The organism is Nonomuraea wenchangensis, from assembly GCF_900111685.1.
Lineage (GTDB): Bacteria > Actinomycetota > Actinomycetes > Streptosporangiales > Streptosporangiaceae > Nonomuraea > Nonomuraea wenchangensis.
Window position 1 is genome coordinate 701,652 of the sequence record NZ_FOHX01000001.1, and the last position, 23,980, is coordinate 725,631.

General features: G+C 73.5%; 26 protein-coding genes. 10 read left to right on the top strand and 16 right to left on the bottom strand.

Going from position 1 to position 23,980, the window contains the following annotated elements; all coding sequences use genetic code 11:
* Positions 1–2: 2 nt before the first annotated feature.
* The 6 genes from BMW85_RS03390 to BMW85_RS03415 form a co-directional block, all read right to left on the bottom strand.
* Positions 3–959, bottom strand: coding sequence for an ABC transporter substrate-binding protein (locus BMW85_RS03390; RefSeq protein ID WP_091076637.1), 957 nt, complete (start codon positions 957–959; stop codon positions 3–5).
* 205 nt (positions 960–1,164) lie between these two features.
* Positions 1,165–2,022 carry a Gfo/Idh/MocA family protein gene (locus BMW85_RS03395; RefSeq protein ID WP_091076640.1) on the bottom strand — a complete coding sequence of 286 codons (858 nt, stop codon included), beginning with the start codon at positions 2,020–2,022 and terminating at the stop codon, positions 1,165–1,167.
* A 72-nt stretch (positions 2,023–2,094) separates the two neighbouring features.
* Positions 2,095–2,907, bottom strand: coding sequence for an SDR family NAD(P)-dependent oxidoreductase (locus BMW85_RS03400; RefSeq protein ID WP_177240466.1), 813 nt, complete (start codon positions 2,905–2,907; stop codon positions 2,095–2,097).
* Complete coding sequence (locus BMW85_RS03405) at positions 2,904–4,112, bottom strand: cytochrome P450 (protein WP_091076644.1); 1,209 nt, start codon at positions 4,110–4,112, stop codon at positions 2,904–2,906. Before BMW85_RS03405 ends, BMW85_RS03400 begins: the two co-directional genes overlap by 4 nt.
* The gene (locus tag BMW85_RS03410; protein WP_245774585.1) at positions 4,109–5,065 is read right to left on the bottom strand and encodes a phosphotriesterase family protein; all 957 of its coding nucleotides are present in this window, start codon (positions 5,063–5,065) and stop codon (positions 4,109–4,111) included. Before BMW85_RS03410 ends, BMW85_RS03405 begins: the two co-directional genes overlap by 4 nt.
* Positions 5,050–5,817, bottom strand: coding sequence for a phytanoyl-CoA dioxygenase family protein (locus tag BMW85_RS03415; protein ID WP_091076647.1), 768 nt, complete (start codon positions 5,815–5,817; stop codon positions 5,050–5,052). The genes BMW85_RS03410 and BMW85_RS03415 overlap by 16 nt, the downstream gene beginning before the upstream one ends.
* 76 nt (positions 5,818–5,893) lie before the next feature.
* Here BMW85_RS03415 and BMW85_RS03420 point away from each other — a divergent pair, with 76 nt between their 5' ends.
* The gene (locus BMW85_RS03420; protein WP_218155632.1) at positions 5,894–6,805 is read left to right on the top strand and encodes a TIGR03621 family F420-dependent LLM class oxidoreductase; all 912 of its coding nucleotides are present in this window, start codon (positions 5,894–5,896) and stop codon (positions 6,803–6,805) included.
* A 114-nt stretch (positions 6,806–6,919) separates the two neighbouring features.
* Here the strand turns inward: BMW85_RS03420 and BMW85_RS03425 are convergent, their stop codons facing one another.
* Positions 6,920–7,888: a zinc-binding dehydrogenase gene (locus tag BMW85_RS03425; RefSeq protein ID WP_091076651.1), complete on the bottom strand. Its 969-nt coding sequence runs from the start codon at positions 7,886–7,888 to the stop codon at positions 6,920–6,922.
* A 58-nt stretch (positions 7,889–7,946) separates the two neighbouring features.
* Between BMW85_RS03425 and BMW85_RS03430 the strand changes: the two genes are divergently transcribed.
* A complete protein-coding gene (locus tag BMW85_RS03430) occupies positions 7,947–8,531 on the top strand; it encodes a histidine phosphatase family protein (protein ID WP_091077189.1) in 585 nt (194 codons plus the stop codon).
* A 222-nt stretch (positions 8,532–8,753) separates the two neighbouring features.
* Here BMW85_RS03430 and BMW85_RS03435 read toward each other — a convergent pair whose 3' ends face one another.
* The 4 genes from BMW85_RS03435 to BMW85_RS03450 form a co-directional block, all read right to left on the bottom strand.
* Positions 8,754–9,572, bottom strand: coding sequence for a hypothetical protein (locus BMW85_RS03435; protein ID WP_091076654.1), 819 nt, complete (start codon positions 9,570–9,572; stop codon positions 8,754–8,756).
* A 43-nt stretch (positions 9,573–9,615) separates the two neighbouring features.
* Positions 9,616–9,873, bottom strand: a complete 258-nt coding sequence (locus tag BMW85_RS03440; protein ID WP_091076656.1) for a hypothetical protein — start codon at positions 9,871–9,873, stop codon at positions 9,616–9,618.
* Positions 9,874–9,961: 88 nt separating this feature from the next.
* The gene (locus BMW85_RS03445; protein ID WP_049559738.1) at positions 9,962–10,198 is read right to left on the bottom strand and encodes a DUF397 domain-containing protein; all 237 of its coding nucleotides are present in this window, start codon (positions 10,196–10,198) and stop codon (positions 9,962–9,964) included.
* Positions 10,199–11,020 (bottom strand): Sco1979 family transcriptional regulator, encoded by an 822-nt coding sequence (locus BMW85_RS03450; RefSeq protein WP_218155659.1) that lies wholly within the window; start codon positions 11,018–11,020, stop codon positions 10,199–10,201. It lies immediately after the preceding gene.
* A 222-nt stretch (positions 11,021–11,242) separates the two neighbouring features.
* On the opposite strand from BMW85_RS03450, the gene BMW85_RS03455 reads away from it, so the two are divergent.
* On the top strand, positions 11,243–11,746 hold the full coding sequence (locus BMW85_RS03455; protein ID WP_091076661.1) for an ATP-binding protein: 504 nt from the start codon (positions 11,243–11,245) through the stop codon (positions 11,744–11,746).
* A 78-nt stretch (positions 11,747–11,824) separates the two neighbouring features.
* Complete coding sequence (locus BMW85_RS03460) at positions 11,825–14,251, top strand: helicase-associated domain-containing protein (protein WP_091076664.1); 2,427 nt, start codon at positions 11,825–11,827, stop codon at positions 14,249–14,251.
* Positions 14,252–14,268: 17 nt separating this feature from the next.
* Here BMW85_RS03460 and BMW85_RS03465 read toward each other — a convergent pair whose 3' ends face one another.
* Positions 14,269–15,285 carry an ABC transporter substrate-binding protein gene (locus tag BMW85_RS03465; protein WP_091076666.1) on the bottom strand — a complete coding sequence of 339 codons (1,017 nt, stop codon included), beginning with the start codon at positions 15,283–15,285 and terminating at the stop codon, positions 14,269–14,271.
* An 87-nt stretch (positions 15,286–15,372) separates the two neighbouring features.
* Between BMW85_RS03465 and BMW85_RS03470 the strand changes: the two genes are divergently transcribed.
* The 4 genes from BMW85_RS03470 to BMW85_RS03485 all read left to right on the top strand — a co-directional run bounded on the left by BMW85_RS03470 (position 15,373) and on the right by BMW85_RS03485 (position 19,725).
* Positions 15,373–16,500, top strand: a complete 1,128-nt coding sequence (locus tag BMW85_RS03470; protein WP_091076668.1) for a FecCD family ABC transporter permease — start codon at positions 15,373–15,375, stop codon at positions 16,498–16,500.
* On the top strand, positions 16,497–17,504 hold the full coding sequence (locus tag BMW85_RS03475; protein ID WP_091076670.1) for a FecCD family ABC transporter permease: 1,008 nt from the start codon (positions 16,497–16,499) through the stop codon (positions 17,502–17,504). Before BMW85_RS03470 ends, BMW85_RS03475 begins: the two co-directional genes overlap by 4 nt.
* Positions 17,504–18,310, top strand: coding sequence for an ABC transporter ATP-binding protein (locus BMW85_RS03480; protein WP_091076672.1), 807 nt, complete (start codon positions 17,504–17,506; stop codon positions 18,308–18,310). Before BMW85_RS03475 ends, BMW85_RS03480 begins: the two co-directional genes overlap by 1 nt.
* A 119-nt stretch (positions 18,311–18,429) precedes the next feature.
* A complete protein-coding gene (locus tag BMW85_RS03485; RefSeq protein WP_091076674.1) occupies positions 18,430–19,725 on the top strand; it encodes an FAD-dependent oxidoreductase in 1,296 nt (431 codons plus the stop codon).
* Here the strand turns inward: BMW85_RS03485 and BMW85_RS03490 are convergent.
* A complete protein-coding gene (locus BMW85_RS03490; RefSeq protein WP_091076676.1) occupies positions 19,676–20,929 on the bottom strand; it encodes an ArgE/DapE family deacylase in 1,254 nt (417 codons plus the stop codon). The two genes, BMW85_RS03485 and BMW85_RS03490, sit on opposite strands and share 50 nt — an antisense overlap.
* A 53-nt stretch (positions 20,930–20,982) precedes the next feature.
* On the opposite strand from BMW85_RS03490, the gene BMW85_RS03495 reads away from it, so the two are divergent.
* Entirely contained in the window at positions 20,983–21,915 is a 933-nt protein-coding gene (locus BMW85_RS03495) for an endonuclease/exonuclease/phosphatase family protein (protein ID WP_091076678.1), read from the top strand.
* Between the two features lie 7 nt (positions 21,916–21,922).
* Here BMW85_RS03495 and BMW85_RS03500 read toward each other — a convergent pair whose 3' ends face one another.
* Positions 21,923–22,486, bottom strand: a complete 564-nt coding sequence (locus tag BMW85_RS03500; RefSeq protein WP_091076680.1) for a DUF1349 domain-containing protein — start codon at positions 22,484–22,486, stop codon at positions 21,923–21,925.
* Positions 22,487–22,549: 63 nt separating this feature from the next.
* On the opposite strand from BMW85_RS03500, the gene BMW85_RS03505 reads away from it, so the two are divergent.
* Positions 22,550–22,870 (top strand): GroES family chaperonin, encoded by a 321-nt coding sequence (locus BMW85_RS03505; RefSeq protein ID WP_091076682.1) that lies wholly within the window; start codon positions 22,550–22,552, stop codon positions 22,868–22,870.
* Positions 22,871–22,894: 24 nt separating this feature from the next.
* Here BMW85_RS03505 and BMW85_RS03510 read toward each other — a convergent pair whose 3' ends face one another.
* Both BMW85_RS03510 and BMW85_RS03515 read right to left on the bottom strand, forming a co-directional pair.
* Positions 22,895–23,350 (bottom strand): TIGR02611 family protein, encoded by a 456-nt coding sequence (locus tag BMW85_RS03510; protein ID WP_091076684.1) that lies wholly within the window; start codon positions 23,348–23,350, stop codon positions 22,895–22,897.
* A 114-nt stretch (positions 23,351–23,464) separates the two neighbouring features.
* Positions 23,465–23,860, bottom strand: coding sequence for a cupin domain-containing protein (locus tag BMW85_RS03515; RefSeq protein WP_091076686.1), 396 nt, complete (start codon positions 23,858–23,860; stop codon positions 23,465–23,467).
* Positions 23,861–23,980: the final 120 nt, after the last annotated feature.

Below are 23,980 nucleotides of genomic sequence, written 5' to 3' on the forward strand. Positions count from 1 at the left end.
GGTCAGCTCGTGCCGGCCTTGGCGACGGCGGCGCCGATGCTCTCGGCGAACTCGACGATGCGCGGCCCCCAGCGGGAGGCGATGTCGTCGTCGAGCTCGACGACCTGGTCGTTCTTCACCGCCGACAGCTTCCCCCAGCCGGGCCGCTCGGCCAGCGCCGCCTTGTTCTGGGCGCAGCACTTGACGTCGGCCAGGAAGATCAGGTCGGGGTCGGCCTGGGCGACGAACTCGGCCGACAGCTTCGGATAGCCGCCCGCCGCCTCGGGAGCCTTGTCGGCGATGTTGGTGAGGCCGAAGATCGAGTACACCTGGCCGATGAACGTCTGGGACGTGACCGCGTACGGCGTCTGGTCGAGCTCGTGGTAGTAGGTGAGCTTCTTGTCCTTGGGCGCCTCGGCGGCCAGCTTGTCCATGGCCGCCCGCATGCCGGTGACGACCTCGTCGGCCTTGGCCTTGTTGCCGGTGGCCGCGCCGATCTCGGCGATCTCCTCGTACGCCTCGTCGAGCGTCTTGGCGGCCGGCTCCAGGAGCACGGGCACGCCGACCTTGCCCAGCTCGGCCACGACGTTGTCGAGGTCGTCGGAGACGACGACGAGGTCGGGCTTCTTGGCGACGATGGCCTCGACGTTGGGCTTGAAGCCGGACAGGTCCGTCTTCGGGGCCTCGGGCGGGAAGTTCGAGCGGTCGTCCACGGCGATGACCTGGGGGCCGGCGCCGACGGCGAACAGGGTCTCGGTGTGGCTCGCCGAGAGGGAGACGATGCGCTCCGGCTTCTTGTCGATGGTGACCTGACCGTTGCCCGCCTCGATCGTGACGGGGAACCCCTCACCGGCGGCGGGGGCGGAGGAAGTGGTGGGGGCGGGGGCGGGGGTGGCGGTGGTTCCGCTGCTCTGGCCGCATCCGGCCAGCACCAGCGTTCCCAGCAGCGCGCCCGCGAAGACCGTGCGTACGGGCCTCACGAGATGTCCTTTCACACTGTCGGAACCGAGAGACCCGCGATGAGCGACGGATCACCCTTTTCCACGAGGGTTGATGGCGTCAGCGCAGCGGCAGGCGACCTGGCTATGACAGTTGCGGGACAGCGCCGGACTCACACCGGACTTCGCTGCGCACTGCGCGTCGGACAAACGCTATCAATCCCCCAAAGGACCGTAACGTCAAGGGTCAGCCACGCAGCTGGGAAACGGCGTCGGCCACGATCTGCTGGAGGCGGAGGCCGTGAGCGGCGTCGAGGGGGTGGCCGCCGCCCGCGCGCACCGTCCGCGCGAACTCCTCCGCGACCGCGTCCAGGGGATCGTCGTCGAACGGCAGCAGGACCGCGTTCCCCGTCCGGCCGTACACGGCGAACGTCGCGGGCGGCAGGTCACCGACGGCCGCCATGGACAGCGACGCCTCCGACACCGCCCCGCCCTCGTGCTCCAGCAGCAGCCCGATCCACCCGAACGGGTCGCCGTGGGCGCGTACCCCGGCCACCGGGCCGAGCGCGGCGTCCAGCAGGTCGACGACGTGCGGCCCGACGTCGAGCAGCGCGCCGTGCTCCAGCCGCCACGGCGTGGCGAAGGGATGGTCGCCGAGCAGGACGCCGGAGATGTTCGCCGCGTGCCCGCCGAACGGCTGGATCTCGCCGCACCGGGCGAGGAACGTCCGGGTCTGTACGGCATAGCGAAGGGTCAGCACCATCTGGCTGGCCACGCCCGACTCCGCCACGGCGTCGGCCAGCCGCCGCGCCCCGTCGAGCGAGTCGGCGAGCGGCTTCTCCAGCAGCAGCGCCTTGCCCGCGCGGGCGGCCCGCACGCCCAGCTCGGCCTGCACGCCGGGCGGGACGCAGAACGCCACCGCCTCGCAGTGGTCGAACAGCTCCTCGATCCGCTCGTACACCGGGGCGCCCAGCTCGGCCGCCGCCTCGGGACGCCGCGCCCAGACGCCCGCCAGCCGCGTGTGCGGGCCCTTGGCCAGCATCGGCGCGTGCGCCATCCTCGCCCACGGTCCCGCGCCCACCAGCCCGACCGCCACCGGCTCCATGAAGACCCCTTTCACCGCCAGATCACGGACATCCCACTGCCCCTGTCCGCCCCATCCTGACGTACGCGCTCCTCATCGGGGGCGCTGTTCGCGCCGGCGCTGGATGGCGTGCTGGGGGCGGTGGGCGAGCGTGCCGGAGTCGAGGATCAGCGTCTGGCCGGTGAGGCAGCGGCTCTCGTCGCAGGCCAGGAAGGCGACCAGGTTCGCGACGTCGTCCACGTCGCAGGGCCAGGGCAGCAGGCGTTCGGCGGCCTTGTCGGCGAGCTGCGCAGGGGACAGGGCGCGTTCGGCGGCCGGGGTGAGGACGAGCGCGGGGGCGACGGCGTTGCAGCGCACGCCGCGGGCGCCGTACATGGTGGCGACGTGCCGGGCGAAGCCGACCAGGGCCGCCTTCGAGGCCCCGTACGCGGCGTGCGCCCCGTCCCCCACGAACGCCGACACCGACGAGGTCAGGACGATCGAGCCGCCGTCCGGCATGACCGGGACCGCGTGCTTGACCAGCAGCATGGCGCCCCGCAGGTTGACCTCCATGGTGCGGTCCCACACGGCGACGTCGAGGTCCTCGATGCCGTGGTCGCGCCCGTACACGGCGGGGCCGAGCGCGGCGGCGTTGGAGTGCAGCACGTCCACCCGCCCGTACGCCGCCACCAGCGCCCCGACGGCCGCCGCGACCTGCTTCTCGGCGGAGACGTCGCACTCCAGCGCGAGCGCGCCGCCGCCCCGCTCCCGTACGGCGGCGGCGGTCTCCTCGGCGGCCTCGCCGCGTACGTCGAGCACGCCCACGCGCGCCCCCTCGGCGGCCAGCCGCAGCGCGCAGGCCGCCCCGATCCCCGACCCGGCCCCGGTCACCAGCGCGACCCGCCCGGAAAGCCGCCCGCCCGTCACCACTCCACCGGCAGCGCCGCCGGCCCTCGCCCGACCAGCGACCTGCGGTACGTCACCCGCTCCCCCGGCGCGAGCCGGAGCCCCGGCAGGCGGCGGCCCAGCACCTCCAGCGCGGTCCGCAGTTGCAGGCGGCCGAGCGCCGCGCCCACGCAGAAGTGGATGCCGTAGCCGAAGACCAGATGGTCGGCGGCGTTCGGCCGGTCGATGAGGAAGCGCTCAGGCTCGGGGAAGACGCTCTCGTCGTGCCCGGCGGAGTCGGTGGACAGCAGCACGAGGGCGCCAGCCGGGATGGTCACACCGTGCAGGACGACGTCCTCGGTGGTGTGGCGGAAGGAGCCGAGCGAGGCGCCGTCGATGCGCATGCACTCCTCGGCGGCGTTGCCGATCAGCTGCGGCGGCACCGGCCAGGCGCCCTCCCGCAGCAGCCGCAGGACGGTGTTGCCGAGCTGGTTGGGCACGGTGTCGTTGCCGCCGAGCAGGATCGTGGAGATCAGCTCGACGACCTCCCGGTGGGTCAGCTCGTCGCCGATGAGCGCGGTCATGAGCGAGGTGAAGTCGTCGCGGGGGTCCTTGGCGCGGGCGGCGACCAGCCGGTCCACGTAGTCGAGGTAGGTGAGGAAGCCACCGGCGAGTTCGAGCTGCCGCTCGGGCGGCTGCGGCGACAGGAAGAGCTGGAACCACTCCTTGACGCGCGCCTGCACGAACGCCTCGTCCGCCTCCGGCACCCCGATGAAGCGGGCGGTCAGCTTCACGGACGGCTCGTGCCCGAGCTCGGCCACGAAGTCGGCCGCGCCGCGCGGGACGACCCGGTCGAGCAGGTCCTCGTTGAGCCGGCGGAAGGCGTCCTCCATGGCGGCGACCGCGCGCGGCGTGAACGCCCGCGACACCGACCGGCGCAGCCGGGTGTGGACGGGCGGATCCACGTTGGCGACGAAGCTCGACAGGAACGAGCCGTGCTCGCCCAGCTTCTCCCTGGTCGCGTCGGTCAGGCTGCGGGAGATGGTGAGCGAGCCCAGGGAGGAGAAGCGCCGGGGGTCGCCGTAGGCGGCGCGCACGTCGGCGTAGCGGGTCAGCACCCAGGCCCGCAGGTGCTCGCTCCAGAACACCGGCGACTCGCGCCGCAACCGGGCGAGGAACGGGTACGGGTCCGCGACGTGCCAGTCCGCGCTGACGTCGAAGTCCCGGGCCTCCGGCAGGGTGGTCATCGCAGGATCCTCCGCGGGTTGCCGACGAGCATCTGGTGGATCTGGTCGTCCGTGACGCCCCGCTTGCGCAGCTCGGGCAGGACGTCACGGGAGATGTGCAGCAGGTGGTAGTCCGGATGGCGGCGGCGGACGACCTCGGCGTCGAAGCGGTCGTTGAAGCAGTACGAGTCGTGCCCCAGCACCAGCCGGTCCGCGTGGCCGCGCGCGCACAGCTCCGCCACCACGGCCACCCGCTGCTCGAACGGCGCGATGGTGTCGATGCCGAAGCGGTCCATGCCCAGGTAGGAGCCGCCCGCCAGCAGCTCCTCCAGGTAGGCGAGGTCCGCCGAGTCGCCGGCGTGCCCGATCACCACCCGTTCCGGGTCCACTCCGAGCGAGACGAGCAGCCGCTGCTGCTCCAGCCCGCCCTTGGAGGCGCTGTGCGAGTGCGTGGTGATGGGCGCGCCGGTCTCCAGGTGCGCCTCGGCGACCGCCCGGAACACCCGCTCGCAGCCCTTGGTCATGCCGAGGTGGTCGGAGGCGCACTTGAGCATGGCGGCCCGTACGCCGGTCCTGCCGATGCCCTCGGTGAGGTCGCGGACGAAGAACTCGGCCAGCCGGTCCGGCCCGCCGAACAGTGACCCAGGCCCCCGGTTGGCGAAGTACGGCGGCAGCGCGTCGTAGGTGTAGAGCCCGGTCGCGGCCACGATGTTGACCGAGGTCAGCTCGGCGACCAGGCGTACCGAGGGGATGTGCCGGCCGAGCCCGAGCACGGTGAGGTCCACGACGGTGTCGATGCCCTCGGCCTTCAGCGCGTCGAGCTTGGCCGCGGCCTCCCGCGCCCGCGCCGCGGGGTCCCAGCCCTCGGGGATGTCCGGCCAGTTCCACAGGATCTCCGGGCTGAGCCCGAAGACGTGCTCGTGCATGAGCGTCGCCCCGAGGTCGGCGACCGGTCCTCTCAGGGTCTCGGGCACGGGAACCTCTCGTGCTCGAAGGGCCGGTTGACCTCCAGGCCGAGCCCGTCGGTCTGCGCGTACGGCAGGCCCGTGTAGAGCGCGTCGGCGTCGAAGTAGGTGACCGTGAACGACAGCCGCGGCCGGTCGTGCCGGTTCGCGGGCGCGCCGTGCACGGTCAGGGCGTGGTGCGCGGTGGCGTCGCCGGCCGCGAGGTCGAGCGGCGGCGACAGCTCCAGCTCCTTGAGCCACGGGTGCTGGCTGAGCTGGTCGTCGCCGGGCCGGGTGAAGCTGCGTCCGAGCAGGCCGTGGCGGTGTGATCCGCTGTAGAAGCGCAGCGCTCCCATGTCGGCGGGCACGTCGGCGAGTGCGAGCCAGACGGTGAGCATGGCCGAGCGGTCCATGGGCATCCAGGGGAAGTCCTGGTGGAACTCGGTGGCGCCGTGCTCGCCCGCCTCCTTGACCAGCAGGTTGGTGACCTGCACGCGTACCGCCCGGACGCCGTGCAGCAGCCGGACGGCGGTGCGTCCCATCCGGGGGTCGAGGGCGAGCGCGCCGAACGCCTCGTCGGCGGCGGCGACGTCCCTGGACTGCCCGAACGCCCGGTCGACGGCCGTCCGCCCGCCGCGCTCCCGGGCGCGCAGGTGGGCGAGGGCGCGTTCGCGCAGCTCGGCGGCGGCGTCCGGGTCGATGAGCCGGCCGAGCCGTACCCAGCCGTGCTCGTGGAAGAAGGCCGCCTCGTCGTCGGTGGCCTCGCGCACGGGGATCTCCATGGCCCACAGTCTCGCACCTGTAGCAAGCGCTTGCTAGAGTGCCGGGCACAGGCGCTGGATCGGACAAGGAGGGGCCGTGCGGCCGTTCAGGTTCGGGGCGGTGCTCCGCGAGGCGGAGTCCGGCAAGGCGTGGGCCGACAAGGCCCGCCGGCTGGAGGACTCCGGCTTCGGCCTGCTGCTCGTGCCCGACCACCTGACCGGGGACCGCCTCGCGCCGATCCCCGCGCTCACCGCCGCGGCCTGCGCCACGGAACGGCTGCGCGTCGGCACGCTGGTCCTCGCCAACGACTTCCGCCACCCCGCCGTGCTGGCCAAGGAGGCGGCCACCCTCGACCTGCTGTCCGGCGGCCGGCTGGAGGTCGGGCTCGGCACCGGCTGGATGGCGGCCGACTACGCGGGCGCCGGCCTGCCGCTGGACCCGCCCGGGGTCCGCGTCGAACGGCTGGCCGAGGCGATCGCCGTCCTCAAGGGCCTCTGGGCGGACGGGCCGTGCCACTTCACCGGCCGTCACTACCGGGTCGACGGCCTCGATCAGCGGCCGAAGCCCGTGCAGCGGCCCCACCCGCCGCTCCTCGTCGGGGGCGGCGGGCCGCGCGTGCTGCGCCTGGCCGCCGAACAGGCCGACCACGTCAACCTGACCATGCGGGTACGCCCCGACGGCACCGGCCCCGACCCCGGCGACGGCGGGGTGGAGGCGTTCCTCGCCCGGCTGCGGCGCGTACGGGCGGCGGCCGGCGACCGCTACGACCGGCTGGAGCTGGGCACGAGCGTCATGCAGGTGGGCGAGAGCAAGGCGGACGAGCCCTGGAGCGCGGCCAGGTCCGCCGCGCTGGACGGGACCCCTCAAGTCCTTCTCGGCACCCGCCACGACATCGCCGACACGCTGCGGCATTGGCGCGACGAGCACGACGTCTCCTGCTTCGTGCTCCACCACGAACGCGACCTGCCGGCCTTCACCCCCATCGCCGAGGAACTGGCCGGAAGGTAAGGACGACCAGCCCGCCTTCGCGGGACTGGCCCGAGGGCGAGGGCGACCCGCCTGCCTTCGCGGGACTGGCCGGAGGGCGAGGGCCGTCCCCTTCGCCCTCTGCCCCCGTGGCCGCTAGACGGTGAGGACGACCTTGCCCATCGTGTCCCTGCTCTCCAGGGCCGCGTGCGCCGCCGCGGCCTCGGCCAGCGGGAACTCCTGCACCGCCGGCGTCAGCACCCCCTCGGCCGCCGCCTCCAGCGCCCGCGCCCGCAGCTCGGCCATGCCCCCGTCGCGCCCGAGCAGATGGCCGATGCCGTCGAGCACGGCGATGTCCCGCGCCTCCGCCTCGGCGGCGTCCGGCCGGAACCACTCCCCCGACGCCGACCCGTACACCACGTGCCGCCCGCCCCGGCCGAGCAGCCCGTGCGCGGCCCGCCCGAGCTCGCCGCCCACCCCGTCGAAGACGACGGTGACCTCGCCGGACACCTCGCGTACCGACTTGTCCCAGCCCGCCTCCAGGTAGTCGACCGCGAGGTCCGCCCCCAGCTCCGCGACCCGCGCGGCCTTGGCGGGCCCGCCGGCCGCCCCGGCCACGGTCGCGCCGGCGCGGCGGGCGTACTGCACGAGCAGCGTCCCGACGCCCCCGGCCGCCGCCAGCACCAGCACCACGTCCTCCGGCCCGATCGGGGCCAGCTCCAGCAGCCCGTACGTGGTCGCCCCCGTCGTGTTCATGGCGACGGCCGCGCCGAACCCCACCTGATCGGGCAGCTCGGTCAGCGTGGCGGCGGGCGCCACGGCGTGCGAGGCGTAGCCGCCCGTGCTCACCTCGGCCGTCACCACCCGGCGGCCCACCAGCCCGGCGGGCACGCCCTCGCCCACGGCCTCCACCACGCCGGCCACCTCCGAGCCGAGCACGACGGGCAGCTCGGGCGCGGGATGCGGCCCGACGCCCTGCCCCTGGCGGAGCAGGGTCTCGATGAAGTGCAGCCCGGCCGCGCGCGCGGCGACGCGCGCCTCGCCGGGTCCTGGCACGGGGTCGGGAAGGGTCTCCAGCCGGAGGTTGGCGGCGGGTCCGTACGTGTGCAGTCTTATCGCGTCCATGACCCCACCCTGCTACCTCAAGCTCACTTGAGGTCAAGCGTCCGGAATGATGGTCACCATGGACGAGATGCTGCTGCTCCGGCACGGTGAGACCGAGTGGAGCAAGGCGGGCAGGCACACCGGGCGCACCGACCTGCCCCTGACGGAGCGCGGCGAGGAGCAGGCCAGGGCGCTCGCGCCCCTGGTCGAGAAGGGGGACTTCGGCCTGGTGCTGGTCTCCCCCGCGGAGCGGGCGCGCCGCACCGCCGACCTGGCCGGGCTGACCGGCTACGAGGTGGACCCCGACCTGTGGGAGTGGGACTACGGCGGCTACGAGGGCATCACCACGCCGCGCATCCGCGAGGACCGCCCCGGCTGGTACCTGTGGCGCGACGGCGTGATCCCCGGCGACGCCGAGCACCCCGGCGAGAGCGCCGCCCATGTGGCCGCCCGCGCCGACCGGGTGATCGAGCGGGCCCGCGCGGCGGAGGGGCGGGTGGTGCTGGTGGCGCACGGGCACTTCCTGCGCGTCCTGGCCGCCCGCTGGCTCGGGCTGGACCCGTCCGAGGGCCGGCTGTTCAGACTGGACACCGGCACCTACTCGCGCCTCGGCCACGAGCACGCCGAGCCGGTGCTGCTGGCCTGGAACGCGCCGGTCCACTAGCGCGTCAGCCGCCGACCCGCACCCTCATGGCGGCGGCGTGCAGGGCCCGGCCGACCTAAGACACCGGCCATTGCGAGTGTCCTGCGGCCCCAGCCGGCCCTGCGCGTGGTCATCGAGCCTGTCCTCGCTTACTTGCGTTTCATGACGTCGCCACCGTATGACTCGCGCAATGTGGTGATGTCGGCGAACGTCACACACCATGCCGGTTACCCGAGATGCGGGCTAGCCAGCGCCGCCCTCACCCAGCTGCGCACCGAGCACCCGGGCCTGTCCTGGCACATCGCTCGGCGGGCTCCCGGGCGCCAGGCGGCAGCCGGGGAACGGTGCCAGCAGCGTCTCACGCCAGGGGCCGTCGAGATAGTCGCGCGCCCGTTTCGCCCAGTCCAGCAGCCGGGGATCGGGCGCGGCCTCGTCGTCGAGGCCCAGGGCGGCGTCGCGGGCCCGCTGGGTGGCGAGGTGGTCGTCCAGCGAGACGGCCCAGACGGTGACCGCCTCGGTGTCGCAGAACAGCACCTCGTACAGGCCGACCAGGGTGTGCCCGTGCTCGGCGAGCAGGGGGGCGCGTTCGGCGCGTACGGCGGCGAGGTAGTCGAGCGCGGCGCCGGGCCGGACGCGGGCGCTCTCGAACAGGAACAGCTCGGCGGCGGGCGCCTCGGCCAGCGGCGGGCAGCCGGGCACGGCGCCGAGCGGGCGGGAGAAGGCGGAGAAGCGCAGGTCGTCGATGTCGGACAGGAACAGCCGCTGGTCCACCCCGCGGTAGATCTCCATCATCTGCCGCCAGCCGCCGTCCCAGCCGCCGTGGCAGTCCCACAGGGTGACGGCCTTGAACTGCGGGTGGCCGGTGATGCCGACGGCGTAGAAGGCGCCGACGAGGTCGATGTCGCGGGACCTGATGGATGTCCCGGCGGTGAGGGCGGGAGCCTCGCGGGTCTCGTCCTCGCGTTTGTACGCGGTCAGCCAGGTGAGGTAGTCCAGCGGCCGCCTGGAGTTCATGGGACGGAAGTCGACCTCTTCGAGCAGGTGGATCGCGCGCCGTACCACGCCGCCTCCTCTACCAAGCGGTTGCTTGGCCCGAGCCTAGCGATCAGGCCGGCGATTGGGAAGGCTGCGGCCCCCGCCCTGTCAGCCACTCCAGCACCCGGCGATGCCCGGAGGTGGCGTCCTCGAAGTGGCCCCAGTGCCAGTAACGGGGCTGGTCGCGGAGGCCGGTCACCCACGTCCGGTAGGAGACGGAGGCGCCCGTGGTGGCGGGCGCGACACCGTAGGTGCGGATCACGACCTTGCCGCCCGGCGCGAACAGCACGTCGTCGGCGATCGGGTACAACGTCATCTGGTCGAGCATGACGTGAATCCTGGCCGAACGACGAGGCCGGGCGGTTACGCCGTCGGCGCGCCCCCGTTAAGCGGGCGCGCCGGATGTGAACAGCGTGTTAAACGAGCAGGCCGTCGAACTCTCCGTCCTTCACCCCGAGCACCAGGGCCCGGATCTCGTCACGGGTATAGATGAGCGCGGGGCCGTCGGGGAAGCGTGAGTTGCGGACCGCGATCCCGCCGTCGGGAAGCTCCGCGAGCTCGACGCAGTTGCCCTGCGAGTTGCTGTAGCGGCTCTTGCGCCACGCGACCTGGGTCAGGTCGGTCGCGGGCATGCCGTTGTAGGTCTGGTTCATCTACATCTTTCTGAGAAGACCGCCGATGAGCTCGACGGTGCCTCCTGGCGTGGTGCTCTCCACGCACAACTGCTCCATGGCCGTGAGGTACGGATCGATGTCCTCACGCTTGTCCAGGTACAGGGCACCCCAGAGCTGCTCGACGTAGACAACGTCCGACAAGTCGGACTCGGGAAACCGCAAGATGCTGAACGCACCCCCTTCGGCGGCGTGCTTGCCGTACCTGAAGGGCATCACCTGAATGGTGATGTTGGGCAGAGCGGCGACTTCCAGCAGGTGCTGGAGCTGCTCGCGCATGACCTCCCGCCCGCCGATGGTCCGCATGAGCGCCGCCTCGTCGATGACCGCCCACAACTTGGGGCCGTCCTTCTGGGTGAAGCGCTCCTGGCGCTGCATGCGCACGTGCACGCGGCGCTCGATGCCGCCCGGACTCGCATCGGGGTTGCCCAGCTCGTAGACCGATCGCGCGTACGCGGCCGTCTGCAGCAGGCCGGGCACGAACTGCACCTCATAGGTACGGATCACGCTCGCGGCCTCCTCCAGGCCGACGTACGTCGTGAACCACGAGGGCAGCTCGGCGGAGTACTTGTGCCACCACCCGGGGGTGTTGGCCTCGCGAACCATCTCCAGCAGGGCTCGGCGTTCGGCATCGTCGACGACGCCGTACAGGGTGAGCAGGTCCTCCACGTCACGTGTCTTGAATCCGACGCGCCCGAGCTCCATCCGGCTGATCTTGGACTCGGAGGCGCGGATGTGGAATCCGGCCTGTGCACGGTCGAGGCCGCTGGCCTCACGCAGGCGCCTGAGACTCGCCCCCAGCATGATGCGCCGAACGGTCGAACCGGATCCGGGCGGATCAATGGACACGTGCTGCTCCTTGGTCGTTTCCTTGCGCCACAGTCTGTCACTTCACGGCCGAAAGATCATGGGCCGCGGACAAGATCCCCTTTCCCCCTCATTGACCATTTGAGGGCAACCGTAGCGTGTGCACGGTGTGTCTGCACGTGCATTCGCTCTTGCACCTGCACGAGAGTTTGGCCCAGAATGATCTCTGTGCAATCCACCACGGCGCTGAGCCAGTGGACCACGTTCGATTGGTGGCCCCCGGTCGGCTGGTGGCCGGAGGCGGCTCGCGATCTGCTGGGCGCAGGCCCGTCCGCGAGCGCCACGTTCGTGCTCCCTCCCACCCCCGCCTCGGTCCACTCCGCCCGCAGCTACACCACCGGCGTCCTCGCCGGCTGGGGGCTCTCCGAGCTCGCCGAGAACATGGAGCTGGTGGTCTCGGAGCTGGCGACCAACGCCCTGCGTCACGGCCTGCGCCTGGACGAGCAGCGCCGCCCCTGCCCCGTCCACATGTCACTGGTCCGCCAGGGATCCCTGGTGACCAGCGCTTTCACCGATCCAGGCTCCTCGGTGCCGGTGCTGCGATACCCTGGCCCCCTTGACACCGGCGGCCTCGGACTCCACATCGTCGAATCGCTCAGTCTCCGCTGGGGCTGGTCGGCCCTCGCCCCTCACGGAAAGATCGTCTGGGCAGTCCTCTCCTGACCGGGGGTGATCTGCATTACCGTGGATGCTCATGGCTCACGGTGAGTCCCGCGCGCGACCCCATGAGAGTGCTGACAGATGGAAGATCACCTGCTCGGCTGGCTGCGAACACTAGACGAAGACAGGCTTGCCCGCATCCTCGCGAACAGGCCCGACGCCATCGCGCCGCCGTGGCCGCGCCGGCTCGACACCCTCGCCCAGCGCCTGGGCGACGGTCTCGCCGTGATGCAGACACTCCAGCGGCTCCCCCTGCCCTGTCTCCAGCTCGCCGAGGCGGCGCTGGCCCTCCCCCTGCCCACCGCCGGCCGCCTGGCCGCCTTCGTCGACGCCCCGCCCGCCGAGGTGGACCCCTGGCTCGGCCACCTCTACGACCACGCACTCGCCTGGCCGGGCGACGGCGGCGTGATCCGCCTGGCCGAGGGCGTCACCCGCTGGTGGTCCGCCCCGCTCGGCCTCGGCGAGCCGCTCGACCACTACCTCAACTCCTGGACCATCAGCAACGACGCCCTGCGCGCCCTCGCCCGCAACCTCGGCCTGCCCGCCCAGGGCCACAAACGCCGCACGATCACCCGCGTGGCCGAGACGCTCGGCGACGCGACCCGCGTCCACGGCCTGCTGCGCGACGCCCCCGAGGGCACCGCCGCCCTGCTCGACCGCTTCGCCTGGGACGGCCCCGCGCTGCCCGTCGACGGCGGCCGTTTCGTGGCGCCCGGCACGCCCGAGAAGTGGTGCGCCGACCACGGCCTGCTGTTCCGGCCGAGCTGGCACGTCGCCGAGATCCCCCGCGAGGTCGCGCTCTGCCTGCGCGGCGCCGACTACCACCCGCCCTTCGCGCCCGAGCCGCCCGAGGTCCCCACCATCCCGGTCGACCCCGAGGAGGTCGACCACCTCATGACGCTGGCCGCCCCGCACGTCGTCGAGCGGGCCGCCGCCCTGCTCGACAACACCTCCAAGAGCCCGCTGCCGCTGCTCAAGACCGGCGGCGTGGGCGTACGCGAGGTGCGCAGGATGGCCAAGGAGACCGGCTGCGACGAGGACGAGACCCGCCTGCTGCTGGAGATCTGCACGGTCGCCCGGCTGCTGGCCTGGGACGAGCAGTCCGGCGGCCTGGTCCCCACCGAGCGGTTCGACCGCTGGCGGCTCGACGAGGGCGCGGCCCGCCTGCGTGTGCTGCTGTCGGCCTGGTGGCGCATGGAGCGCTCGTCGCTGCGCAAGTCCGACGGCCGCTACGGCACCGTGCTCGGCGACGACCCCGCGGGCGCCGCCGTCGCCCGCGTCCGCCGCGCGGTGCTGCCCGTGCTCGCCTGCCTGCCCGCCGGCACCGCGTACGCCGACCGCGACGGCCTGCTCGCCGCCGTCCACTGGCACGCCCCGCTCATCGAGCGCCGGCTCCTGCTCGACTGCGGCCCCGCCGCGCTCGACGAGGCCAGCCTGCTCGGCCTGCTGGTCAACGGCGCGCTCACCGACCTCGGCCGCGCCCTCGCCGAGCTGACCGCCCACCCCGGCGACGAGAGCGACGACTCCGTCCCCATGGTCGAGCACGACCCGGCGCTCGTCGAGGTCTCCACCCGGGCCCTCGCGAGCGTGCGCCGCAGCGCCCTGTTCGGCCCCGACCTGACCGCCGTGGTGACTGGGCCGCCCTCGGCGGAGCTGGCCACGCTGCTCGACCGGGTCGCCGAACGCGAGTCACGCGGCGCGGCCTCGGTGTGGCGTTTCACCGCCGAGAGCGTGCGCCGCGCCCTCGACCGCGGCCACGACCCCGACGAGCTGCTCGACGAGCTGGCCGCCGTCGGCGCCATCCCGCAGCCGCTCGAATACCTCATCCGCGACACCGCCCGCCGGCACGGCGAGGTCACCGTCACCACCGTCGGCTGCGTCATCCAGGCCGCCGACCCCGCCCTGCTCGCCGAGATCACCGCCCACCGCCGGCTGACCCGGCTGGGCCTGCGCCTGCTCGCCCCCACCGTGCTGGTCAGCGCGGCCGGGGCCGAACGCACGCTGGCGGCGCTGCGCGAGGCCGGCTACGCGCCGGTGCCCGTCTCCGACACCGGCGAGATCACCATCCGCCGCACCCGTCCCGCGGAGCTGGCCGGCGGCGCCGAGCCCGGCGCGGGCAAGCTCATCCTGCTGCCCGGCGGGCAGGTGGCCGAGCTGTCCGACCCCGGGCTGGAGACCCCGCCCCACCTGCTGGCCGAGCCGCCGCCCGACCCGCGTGAGCACGCCCGCAGGCTGATGGCGGCCGGGCGGGCCGGGACCGAGCGGGGCGGCCGGACCTGGGCGGTGATCGGCCGCATGGCCACCCGGCTGCCGACGGCGCAGCAGTCGCTGCTCGGGTTCGTCGTCGACCGCGGGGTGCGGGCCGGGATCACCCTCGCCGACGGCCTGACCGCCACGATCAGCCATGGCGAGCTCAAGGGCGGCGCCCTCGACGCCTGGTGCGAGGAGGCGGGCGACTACCTGGAGTTCCCGCTCGCCGAGATCGTCGAGGTGCGCGGCGCGTTCTAGCCGGGCGGCTCGGTTCTCTAGCCGAGCGGCTTGGCCTTCTTCAGGTTGGCGACCAGCTCCTCCAGGAAGGTCGCGTAGCCCTGGTAGCTGAAGGGGGTCTCGGCGCTCCACGGGTAGAGCTGACCGGCCTTCACGGCGGGGAGCTTGGCGAAGGTGGGCTTCTTCATCATCTCCTCCGGCTTCAGCGCCTGCGTGCGGGTGTCGTAGAGGATGACGTCGGCCTCGTACTCGTCGGCGTTCTCCCAGCTCAGGGTCTGGAAGAAGCCGCCCTCGTCCACCTTCTCCGGGGTGACGACGTTGAGCCCGGCGTCCGTGAGGTGCTTGATGTCCGGGTACTCCGGCGGGTTCACGATCCAGAACGCGTCCGCGCCGCCCGAGACCATGAGGACCTTGAGGTCCTTGAACTGGGCGAGCTCCTTGGTCGCGGCCTCCATGCGGGCCTTCGCCTCGGGCACGCCGGCCAGGTCGGCGCCGAGCGATCTGGCCAGCTCCTCATAGCGGGAGATGACCTCAGTGGCGCTCTTGCCGGTGAGCATGATGCCGGCCGTGGGGGCTACCTGCTCGATGGTGTCCTTGGACTTCTCGGGCACGTACCAGAGGGTGCCCTTGACGTACATGTTGCTGACCAGCAGGTCGGGCTGGAGCGCGATGTACTGCTCCACGTTGAACTCGTCCCAGACGTTGCCGAGGCCCTGGACCTGGGTGATGTCGACGTTGCCGACCTGCGGGTCCTTGCTGCCGTCCTTGAGCTTGTGCGGGCCGAAGACGCCGACGGGGCGCACGCCGAAGTCCCACAGGGCGGCGGCGGAGCCGACCTGGGCGACGACCCTGGCGGGGACCTTGGGCAGGTCGAGCTTCTTGTCCCGGTCGTCGGTGAAGCTCCAGCCCTGCGCGGACGCCGCGGAGCCCGAGGGCGCGGCCGAGCCGGCCGGGGCCGCCGTCGTGCCGCCGCCGCACGCCGCCAGTGTCAGGGCCGCCGCGAGTCCTGCCGTGGCCGACAGGAAACCCCTGCGCGCCAGTACCGGTCCCGACATGTACGTCTCCTCTAAGGTTAGGCTTGCCTAGTTATCGAGCCATTAGATTAGCCTTGCCTAAGTTTGACCGTGACGGAAGGGGGTCGGGTGCGCCCGGCTGAGAACACGACGGCGAGGCGCGCGGCGCCGGACCCCGGCACCGACGCGGATCCGGGCACTGACGCGGGCACTGACCCCGGTGCGGCGACGGACGGGTCCGTCGCGAGGCCCAAGTGGGCGCGGCCCCCGGTGCTGGTCGCCGGGCTCGTGGTCGTCGTGGCCGCGCTGGCCCTCATGGTGCTGGCGAGCATCGCGCTCGGGGCGCGGTCGGTGCCGTTCTCCACGGTGATCGACGCCTTCCTGGCCCCCGACGGCTCCAACGACCACACGGTCATCCGCGAGCTGCGCGTGCCGCGCACCCTGCTCGGCCTCGGCGTGGGCGCCACGCTCGGCCTGGCGGGCGCGCTCATGCAGAGCCTGACCCGCAACCCGCTCGCCGACCCCGGCCTGCTGGGCGTCAACGAGGGCGCGGCGCTCGGCGTCACGCTGGCGCTCGGGCTGTTCGGGCTCACCGACCCGGCCGTCTACGTGTGGTTCGCCTTCGGCGGTGCCGCGCTGGCCGCGGTCATGGTCTACGGCCTGGCCGCCTCCGGGCGGTCCGGCTCCGGGCCGGTCCGGCTCACGCTGGCCGGCGTCGCGCTCGGTATGGTCGCCACCGCGCTGTCCTCGGCGATCCTGCGCATGGACCAGCAGACCTTCGACCGGATGCGGTTCTGGCTGACCGGGTCGCTGGCCGGGCAGACCTCCGACGTGCTGGTCCGGCTGGCGCCGTTCATGGTCGCGGGGCTGGTGCTCGGCCTGTCGCTGGCCCGGCCGCTCAACGCGCTCGCGCTGGGCGACGACGCGGGCCGCGCGCTCGGCGTCTCCATCGGCCGCACCCGCGCGCTGACCGGCGTGGCCGTCACGCTGCTGTGCGGGGCGGCGACCGCGGCGGCCGGGCCGCTGTGGTTCGTGGGGCTCATCGTGCCGCACGCGGTGCGCGCCCTGGTGGGGCCGGACCAGCGGTGGGTGCTGCCGTACTCGGCGCTGGCCGCTCCGGTGCTGCTGCTCGGGGCGGACGTGGTGGGCCGGCTCATCGCCCGCCCCGGAGAGGTGCAGGTGGGAATCGTGTGGGCGGTGATCGGCGCGCCGATCTTCATCCTGCTGGCCCGGCGCAGGCGGGTGGCGGCGCTGTGAACGTCCGCGTCGGCCCCTGTTCGATACGGCTCGCGCCCCGCGCCCTGATCGTGGGCGTCTGCCTGATCCTGGTGGCTTTCGCGGTCACCGTGGCCGCGCTGTCCACGGGCGAGCTCGCGGTGCCCGCGGCCGACATCGTCAGGGCGCTGTTCGGCGAGGGCACGCCGGTCGCCGAGCTCATCGTGAGCAAGCTGCGCGCGCCGCGCGTGGTGACCGGGCTGATGGTGGGGGCGGCGTTCGGGCTGAGCGGCGCGATCTTCCAGTCGCTCACCAGGAACCCCCTCGGCAGCCCCGACTTCATCGGCTTCACGGCCGGGGCCTCGACCGGCGGCATCCTCGTGGTGATCGCGGGCGGCTCGGCCATGGCGATCGCGGGCGGCGCGCTGGCCGGGTGCGTGCTGACCGCCGCCCTCGTGTACGGGCTGGCCTTCCGCGGCGGCGTGCAGGGCTACCGGCTGGTCCTCGTCGGCATCGGGGCCAACGCGCTGCTGCTCGCGGTCAACTCGTACCTGCTGACCCGGGCCAACATCAACGACGCCGCCACCGCCGGGGCCTGGCTGACCGGCAGCCTCGGCGGGCGCGGCTGGGAGCACGCGATCCCGGTGGGGCTGGCGCTGGCCGTGCTGGTGCCGGTGTGCGCGGCCCTGTCCCGCCCGATGCGCATGCTGGAGATGGGCGACGACGCGGCCAAGGCCATGGGCATCAGGGTCGAGCCGGTGCGCGCGGTGGCGATCGCGGCCGGCGTGCTGCTGTCCGGCGTGGCGACCGCCGCCGCCGGCCCGGTCATCTTCGTCGCGCTCGCCGCCCCGCAGCTCGCCCGGCGCCTCACCCGCTCCCCCGGCGTCACCATGGGCGCCTCCGCGCTGATGGGCGCCGTGCTGCTGACCGGCGCCGACCTCGCCGCCCAGCGGCTGCTCGCGCCCACCCAGCTACCCGTCGGGGTGCTGACCGCCGCCATCGGCGGCACGTACCTCGCCCTGCTTCTGCGAAAGGACCGTCACTGATGCCCGATGTACGCCTGTCCGGCACCGGCCTCACCCTCGCCTACGACCAGCGGGTCGTGGCCACGGACCTCAGCGTGGCGATCCCCGACGAGTCCTTCACCGTCATCATCGGCCCGAACGCGTGCGGCAAGTCCACCCTGCTGCGCGCGCTGGCCCGGATGCTCAAGCCCAAGGCGGGCGCCGTCCACCTCGACGGCGGCGTGATCACCTCGCTGCCGTCGAAGGAGGTCGCGCGCCGGCTCGGGCTGCTGCCGCAGACCTCGATCGTGCCGGACGGCATCACCGTGGCCGACCTGGTGGCGCGGGGCCGCTACCCGCACCAGAAGCTCATGCGGCAGTGGTCGAAGGCCGACGAGGTGGCCGTCACCGAGGCGATGCGCGCCACGGACGTGGCCGAGCTGGCCGACCGCATCGTGGACGAGCTGTCCGGCGGGCAGCGGCAGCGGGTGTGGCTGGCCATGGCGCTGGCGCAGGAGACGCCGATCCTGCTGCTGGACGAGCCGACCACGTTCCTGGACATCTCCCACCAGATCGAGGTGCTCGACCTCTGCGCCGACCTGCACGAGGAGGGCCGCACGATGGTGGCGGTGCTGCACGACCTGAACCAGGCGTGCCGGTACGCGACCCACCTCATCGTCATGCGCGCCGGCCGGATCGTGGCACAGGGCGACCCCGGCGAGATCGTCACCCCCGAGCTGGTCCACGAGGTCTTCGACCTGCGCTGCGAGATCATCGTCGATCCGCAGTCGGGCACCCCGCTCATCGTGCCGGAGGCGCGCCGCCGCGTGTCCGCCACCGCCGGCTGACCGGAGAGCCGAGCTTCCCTTCTGGATGGAACGTCGCGGAACGCACCAAAAGACGTGGAACGGTGCCGCCGCACGGGCGACCCTTCTGCCGACGTCACTCGACACCAGGGGGAAGACCAATGGACCACGCCGTCGTCATCGGCGCCAGCATGGCGGGACTGCTCTCCGCCGCCGCGCTGCACCGCCTGTTCGCCAAGGTCACGGTGCTCGACCGGGACACACTGCCCACGGCGGACGACCATCGCAGGGGCACCGCGCAGAGCCGCCACGCCCACGGCCTGCTCTCCAGGGGCTGCGCGACCATCAACGAGCTGCTGCCCGGCATCTCGGCCGAGCTGATCGCACGGGGAGCGCTGCCGGGCGACGCCATGAGCCGGGGCCGCAACATCCACGGCGGGCACCGGCTGGCCCGCGGCGCCGGCCGCGGCCTGGACGGCCTGCTGGTGAGCCGGCCGCTGCTCGAAGGCCAGGTGAGACGCCGGGTCGCGGCCATGCCCGGGGTCCGGGTGACGGCCGGCCGCACGGTCACCGGCCTGCTCGCCCGGGAGGGCCGGGTCACCGGCGTACGGCTGGCCGACGGGGAGCCGCTGCCCGCCGACCTCGTCGTGGACGCCTCAGGCCGGGGCTCGCGCACCCCGCTCTGGCTCGGCGAGCTGGGCCACCGGCCGCCCCACGAGGAGCGCATCGCGCTCGACCTGCGCTACAGCACCCGCGAGTTCCGCCGCCGCCCCGGCGACCTGGACGGCGACCTGCTCGTCATCATCGGTCCCACCCCGGAGCGCCCGCGGTTCGGGGTGGCGCTGGCGCTGGAGGGCGAGCGCTGGATCGTCACGATGGGCGGCTACGGCGACGCCCCCGGCCCCGCCCTGCCGGAGTTCGCCGCGTTCGCCGACACGCTGCCCGCCCCCGACCTGCGGCACCTGCTCGCGACCGCCGAGCCGGTCGGGGAGCCGCGGGCGTACCACACCCCGGCCGGGATCCGGCGGCGCTACGAGCGGCTGACCAGCTTCCCCGAAGGGCTGCTGGTGACCGGCGACGCCGTGTGCGCGTTCAACCCGCTCTACGGGCAGGGCATGACGGTCGCCGCACTGGAGGCGAAGGTCCTGCTGGAGGCGGAGCTGACGCCGCGGGCGTTCTTCCGGCGGATCGCGCGGATCGTGGACGCCCCCTGGGACATCACCGTCGGCGGCGACCTGAAGCTGCCCGTGGTCGCGGGCGAGCCGTCGCCGCGGCTGCGGATGGTCAACGCCTATCTGGGGCGCTTCCTCGCCGCCGCGGCGCACGATCCCGAGCTGGCCGGGCGGTTCCTGCGGGTGGCGCACCTGTACGACCCGCCGCCGGCGCTGATGAGCCCGCCCGCGCTGCTCAAAGTGCTCCGCAGCGGCGCACCACGAGCAGTGCCAGTGCCCGCGTGACCGCGCGCAGCTCGCCGAGGTCCACCTGCTCCCTGGGGGCGTGCGCGTACCGCACGTCCCCGGGGCCGTAGTGCAGGGTCGGGATGCCGCCGGCGGCGTACAGGCGCAGGTCGCTGCCGTAGGGGGCGGCCGACTCCGCGGGGCGCGCGCCGGTCACGTCGGCGACCGCCCCCGCGACCTGGCCGAGCAGCTCGTGCCCCGCCGGCAGCCGCCCGCTGGCGAACTGGCCGCCCGGCCAGGTCACCGCCGGCGGGTTGTCGCGCAGCCACGGGTGCGCGACCCCGGCGACCGCCTCCTCGAACGCCGCCCGCGCCGCCGCCGGGTCCTCGTCCAGCCGCACGCCCAGCCGGCCCTCGGCGACCAGCAGGTCGGGCACGGTGCTGGCCCAGTCGCCGGCGCGGACGACGCCGATCTCGATCGGGTAGGGCATCGGGTTGCCGCCGAACAGCTCGTGCGCGTCCCGGTTGCGCTCGGCCTCAAGCCGCCTGATCGCCTCGAACACCGGCCAGAACGCCTCGACCGCGTTGACCCCCTCGTAGCGGGTGGCGCCGTGCGCGGCCCGACCGGCGATCTCCAGCCGGAAGGTCAGCGCGCCCGCGTTCGCCGTGATGACCGCGCCGCTGGTCGGCTCGGTGATGACCGCCGCCTCTGCGGTGTGGCCGCGCGCCAGGGTGGCGAACGCGCCGAGCCCGCCGTCCTCCTCGCTGATCACGCAGTGCACCGCGAGCGGCCTGGCCAGCCGCACCCCGGCCCGGCGTACGGCCCGCGCCACGGCCAGGTTGGCGACCAGGCCGGCCTTCATGTCGCAGGCGCCCCGGCCGTAGAGCACGTCGCCCTCGATCCGGGCCGAGAACGGGTCGCTGCCCGCCCACTTGGCCAGGTCGCCGGTGGGCACGACGTCCACGTGGCCCTGGAGCGCCAGCGCCGGCGGGCCCTCGCCCGGCGTCACGGCGGCGACGCCGTAGCCCTCGGAGCGCGGGGCCTCCGTGCCGGGGAAGCCTGGCCGGGCGGTCAGGCCGGGCAGGTCGAGCTTCCACACGTCCACGTCCATGCCGGCCTCGTCGAGCAGGCGGGCGAACCGGTGCTGCAGCTCGGACTCGGCGTCGGTGCCCGTGACGCTCGGGACGCGTACGGTCTCGGCGAGCAGGCTGACGGTCTCGGCCTCGTCGATGGCGTCGAGGACCTTGGCTTCCACGTCGTGCATGGAGCACACCCTAGGGCAGTGAACCCCTCGCGGGCCTCAAGGCGATACAGGCTGTGCGGACGTGGATGAGCTGGATCGCGGTGACGCCCTTCGTCCTGTGGGCGGCGGTGCGGGCGAGCGGGTTCGAGCCGGACTGGCCGTGGGTGCCGGTGGTGGCGTACACGCCGTACGCGGCCGGGGCGGCGGCGCTGGGCGGGCTGCTCGCGCTGGCGCTGCGCCGGCCGGTCGCGGGCGGGGCGGCGTTCTGGGCGCTGGTGGTGCTGGGGGCGGCTGTGCTGCCGCGCGCCCTGTCCGACGGGAACCCGGCGGCCGGCGGGCCCGCGCTGCGCGTGCTGGCCGCCAACCTGCTGGTGGGGCGCGCCGACACGGCGGAGCTGATGGGCCTGGTCCGGCGGCTGCGGCCGGACGTGCTGGCCCTCCAGGAGTTCACGCCCGACGCGATGCGGCGGCTGGAGGAGGCGGGGGTGCGGGCGGCGCTGCCGTACGCGGTGAAGCGGGCCCGCGAGGGCGTCGGCGGGTCCGCCGTGTACGCCCGGCACCCCCTCACCGCCGGGCGGGCCATCGCGCTGGGCGGGTTCGGGCAGGTCAGGGCGTGGCTGCGGCATCCCGGCGGCGCCCGGGTGGAGATCGTCTCGGTGCACCCGTGCGCGCCCAAGCGGTACGCCCGCCAGCCCTGCTGGCAGGGCGGGCTGGACGCGCTGCCGCGCGGGGACGGCGCCCTGCGGGTGCTGGCCGGGGACTTCAACGCCACGCTCGACCATCTGCCGATGCGCGAGCTGCTGGCGGCCGGGTACCGGGACGCGGCCGACGTCATGGGCCGGGGCCTCACCGCCACCTGGCCGCAGGAGGGGTCGCGACAGCGGCTGCCCGGGGTGGCGATCGACCACGTGCTGGCCGACGGGCGGATGGCGGTGCGCGACTTCGCGGTGCTCTCGCTCGGCCGCACCGACCACCGCCCGGTCTTCGCCGAGCTCGCCCTGCCCTGACCGGGCGTCATCCCTGGCTGATCGCGACCTCGTGGAAGCGGGCGGCGAAGCCCTTGCCGGTGGGGGCGGCGGCCATCGCGCCGGCCAGCGCGGGCTCGCCCGGCGGGAAGTAGGCCAGCCGCAGCAGGGTCTCCGGCGGGTCGCCGTCCAGCCCGTAGCGGACGGTGACGGCGTCGCCCTCCCGCTCCAGGCCGATGCTCACCCGGTCGGCCGCCCGGCCCAGCGGCAGCACCGACCAGTCGGAGAACGTCCTGGTCACGACGGTGCTGAGGTGGAAGGCGCCGTCCACGTACTCGACGCCGGCCTTGATCCAGTCGTCGCCGCCGATCCTGAGGATCGCGCCTGCCTGGTCGTACTGCTCGGCGTACGCGGCGGCGACGGTCACCGTCAGGCGCAGGTTGCCCGGGACGGTGCGGCCGAACAGGTGTGCGGTGTCGTAGGTGTAGCCGTAATGGGTGGCGTTCCACAGGTCGGTGCCCGGTTCGCAGACGAGGGTGAGCCCGTCGCCGGCGCTCCATTCGCGGGGGGCGTTGAGCCATTGCCAGCCGGATGCGCCGAAGGCCGTGATCATGGCCTCATCCTCTCCGCGGGCGTACCGGAAGTCCAGGGGTGTGGCTGCTCGTAGACTTGATCCGTGGAACAGCCCAAGTTCGAGATTCAGATGCTGCACGACCGGGTCATGATCAAGCTGGAGGCGGAGGCGGAGGAGCGGCGCAGCGGCTCCGGCATCGTCATCCCGGCCACGGTCAAGCTGGCCAACCGGCTGGCCTGGGGCGAGGTGTGCGGCGTCGGGACGAACGTGCGCACGGTCAAGGTGGGCGACAAGGTGCTGTTCAACCCCGAGGACCAGTTCGAGGTCGAGGTGCACGCCCAGGTCTATCTGGTGATGCGCGAGCGCGATCTGCACGCGGTGGCCACGCAGGAGACCGACCACGGCACCGGCCTCTACCTCTGACGGCCCGATCCGGCGCGCGGGGGCTCAGACGAAGCGCTGGGCCACCTCGATCGCGTCGACCCCGACCGTGAGCAGCCCGAAGTAGACGATCACGCCTGCCGCGGCCACGGTGACGACCAGCACGACGACGCGGACGGTCCAGCCCTGCCGCTTGTACCACTGCGTCCAGGCGTGCAGCGTGCGCTTGCCGAACTCCAGCAGCTTGTGCGCCCAGTGGAACTCCGTGGCCAGCACGGCGAGCCCGGCGAAGACCACGAGCCAGCCGGGGCCCGGGAAGGGCACCATGATGAGCCCGCCCACGACCATGATCGTCCCGATGACGCCGATCACGATCTTCAGCGTCACGGCGCCGGTGCGGGTGGCGCGGATGCCGTCGAGCCAGCCGTGGATGCCGCCGCGCCGTCCTGGCATGTCGGAACGGCCGGCGGCCGCGTCCTTGATCACGTCGGCTTCGCCGGTGTCGGAGTTCTGAATCGGCACATTTCCCCCCGGCAGTCGGTATGTCCCCCAGGATACGGGCCCGGCTGCCTGTTCACTTGCAAGCGGCTGGCAGCACTGGGTCACCGTGGCCGCCGACGACTCCTGCCGGTCTGGTCAAGAGGGCTCCTCCCGGTACGGGATGCGGTCACCGCGGGTCGTCGGAGCGCTGACGACCAGGAATCGGAGGTCCCGCCCTGAGTCGTTGGCCATCTGGTGAGGGACGCCGGGGGCGATGCCGATGCCGGAGCCGGCAGGGACGATCGTCTCGCCCTGGCGGGTGCGCATGGTGGCCTGTCCGTCGAGGACGTAGAAGAACTGCCGGGCGCCGGCGTGCAGGTGCCACTCCTCGGCGGCACCCGGCGGCATGCGCTCCTCGATCACCGACAGCCCGGGGGTGTCGACGAGACGCCATCCGTCACATCCGCCGCCCCAGGTGTAGTGCGGCGCGCCGGCGACGGAGACGGGCGTCGGCGGCGTCTCGCCGGCGGAGGCGGCGGAGGCGGCGGTCATCGTCCGCCTCCGGTGCGGGGGCGTCCCTCCCGCGGCAGAGGCCGGCGGGCCAAGCGCGTCGCGTACGGCGAACCCGAGGCCGGACGACATCGCGAACGACCGGCGTGGGCACGGCCTTCA